1 protein-coding gene and 1 pseudogene are annotated in these 2,577 nt (G+C 74.6%); both read right to left on the bottom strand.

The window, feature by feature from the left end:
- Window positions 1–114 precede the first annotated feature (114 nt).
- Window positions 115–795, bottom strand: a complete 681-nt coding sequence (locus HCN52_RS23705; protein ID WP_168090466.1) for a response regulator — start codon at window positions 793–795, stop codon at window positions 115–117.
- 287 nt (window positions 796–1,082) lie between these two features.
- Window positions 1,083–2,276 (bottom strand): annotated as a pseudogene (locus tag HCN52_RS23700) (sensor histidine kinase); the annotation flags it as partial.
- Window positions 2,277–2,577: the final 301 nt, after the last annotated feature.

Here is a 2,577-nt window from a genome sequence, read left to right as displayed (position 1 = left end):
GGGGCGGCCCGCGGGCCGGGCGGGGGCAGCGGGGCGCGGAGCGGCGGTCGTGGGCGGCCGCGGGCGTCGGCGGCCGCAAGCGTCGGGGGCTGTGAGGTGCGGCGGCCGCGCGGGTCAGGCGCCGCGGGCCTGGACGAGGCCGATCTCGTACGCGAGCACCACGGCCTGCACCCGGTCGCGGAGCTGCAGCTTGGCGAGGATGCGCCCGACGTGCGTCTTCACGGTCGCCTCGGAGACCACCAGCTGGGCGGCGATCTCGCCGTTGGACAGGCCCTGCGCGATGAGGACCAGCACCTCGCGCTCCCGCTCGGTGAGCTGGTCGAGCTCGGGGTGGGAGGCGGTGCGGCGGCGGACGGGCAGCAGCGAGGAGAAGCGGTCGAGCAGCCGCCGGGTGGTGGAGGGGGCGACCACGGCGTCACCGCTGTGCACGGAGCGGATGGCGGAGATCAGCTCGTCCGGCGGGACGTCCTTCAGCAGGAAGCCCGCGGCGCCGGCCTTGAGACCGGTGAAGGCGTACTCGTCGAGGTCGAAGGTGGTGAGGATCAGCACCTTCGGCTCGCCCGGTCCGCCGCCGCCGTCCTTGCAGATCCGCGAGGTGGTCTCGACGCCGTCCATGCGCGGCATCCGCACGTCCATCAGCACGACGTCGACCTCGGTGGAGCGCAGCGTCTCCAGCGCCTCGACCCCGTCGCCGGCCTCCGCCACGACCTCCATGTCGGGCTGCGCGGCGAGCACCATCTTGAAACCGGTGCGGAGCAGGACCTGGTCGTCGACGAGCATGACGCGGATCGGCATGTGCGGCTTCTTCCTCGGGTGTGGTGGGGCGGTGGCGGCGGTCAGGGGATGTCGGTGCAGCGGGCGCGGGGCGGGGCGTCCGGTCGAGCTCCGGGGCCGCCGGCGCCGGGAGGAGCCTCCCCGCATGTGTCGGAGCCCGTGCCGGGCGTCTCCCCCGCTTCGCGCGGCGCGGAACCCCCGGGTTCGCCGGAACCCCCGGGCTCGCCGGAACCCGCGGGTTCGCCGGCGGACCCGCCGGCCCCCGTGGAACCGCCGCCGGGTTCGACGCTCCGCGGCCCGCCGTCCGTGACCGGCAGCGTCGCGCAGATGCGGAACCCACCGCCGGGGCGCGGCCCGGTCTCCAGCCGGCCGCCGACCATCCCGACGCGTTCCCGCATGCCGATGAGGCCGTGCCCGTGGCCGTCGTGTCCGCGGTCGCCGTAGAGCCACGCCTGGGCGCCGCGGCCGTCGTCCTCGGCGAGGACGGAGAGTGCGTCGCCGCCGTAGGTCAGCTTCACGCTGGCGGCGGCGCCTGGCCCGCCGTGTTTGCGGGTGTTGGTGAGCGCCTCCTGCACGATCCGGTAAGCGGTCAGCTCCACACCGCTCGGGAGGGGCCTGGGGCTGCCGACGCACTGGCAGTCCACGGTGAGCCCGGTGCCGCGCACCTGCGCGATCAGGTCGTCGAGTTGTTCGAGTCCGGGCTGCGGGACGTAGTCGCCCGGCATCTCCTCGTTGCCGTCCTCGCGCAGCACGCCCAGCAGCCGCCGCATCTCGGTCAGCGCCTGGCGGCCGGTGCCCGAGATGGTGTCCAGGGCGTTCCGCGCCTGGTCGGGGGAGCTGTCGAAGACGTAGGAGGCGCCGTCGGCCTGCACCACCATCACCGAGACGTTGTGGGCGACGACGTCGTGCAGCTCGCGGGCGATCCGGGCGCGCTCGGCCGACACCGCCATCCGGGCCTCGGTCTCCCGCTCGTGCTCCAACCGGGCCGCCCGCTCCTCCAGCTCGGCGTAGTACGCGCGCCGTGTGCGCAGCGAGTCGCCGAGCACCCAGGCCAGCGCGAAGCCGACGGTGAACAGGACGGTGTTGGAGACCAGGTAGAACGGTTCGTCGAAGCCGCTCGGGTTCCAGCGCAGGACGCCCGCGGCCGGTGCCAGCAGCGCGGCGGCCAGGGCCAGCCGGGACGCCCACCGCACCCGGTCCGAGGCGGCGCTGAAGACGATGAAGAGGAAGCAGATGTTCATCATCATCGGCGGCGCGTCGGTGGCGAGCTGCACGAGACCCGCACCGATGGCGACCAGCAGCATGCGGCTGGAGTGACGTCGCCGCCAGGTGGAGGCGACGAAGATGGCCGCGATCGCCACCACGGCACCCGCGAGGCTGACGGCCGGCAGGCCGCCCGGGAAACCGAGGGCGACCCGGAGGCTGAACAGCGCCAGGATCAGGCTCCACGCACCGTCCACCCAGACGGGGTGGCGGCGCAGGAAGTCGTAGATCCGGCTCATGTCACCCAGCGTAGGCAGGGGAGAAGCGGGTCGGAGTCACCCGGAGGGGCGATCCCGTCGGCGCGTCCCTAGTCCTCAAGGTGGATGAGGTGTGTCGCCGCCGTGGACGGGACCGGCTCCGACCTCGGCGCGGGACCGGTCCGGGCCCCGGCGCGTACCGTGCCGTCCGTGAGGGGTGAGTGGTGTGAGGCGGACGACAGCACGGACGGCGCGCGGCGGGACGCAGGGCGCGGCGGCCCCGGCCGCACGCCCGGCGGCGCGGCGGGGGCGCGCTGATCGCGTAGCCGTGGTGGCCGACGAC

Origin of the sequence: Streptomyces bohaiensis, assembly GCF_012033785.1 — a bacterium.
In the GTDB taxonomy this organism is placed as follows: domain Bacteria; phylum Actinomycetota; class Actinomycetes; order Streptomycetales; family Streptomycetaceae; genus Streptomyces; species Streptomyces bohaiensis.
The sequence above is the reverse complement of the archived record's forward strand: the minus strand, read 5'-3'. Positions and strand labels throughout refer to the sequence as shown.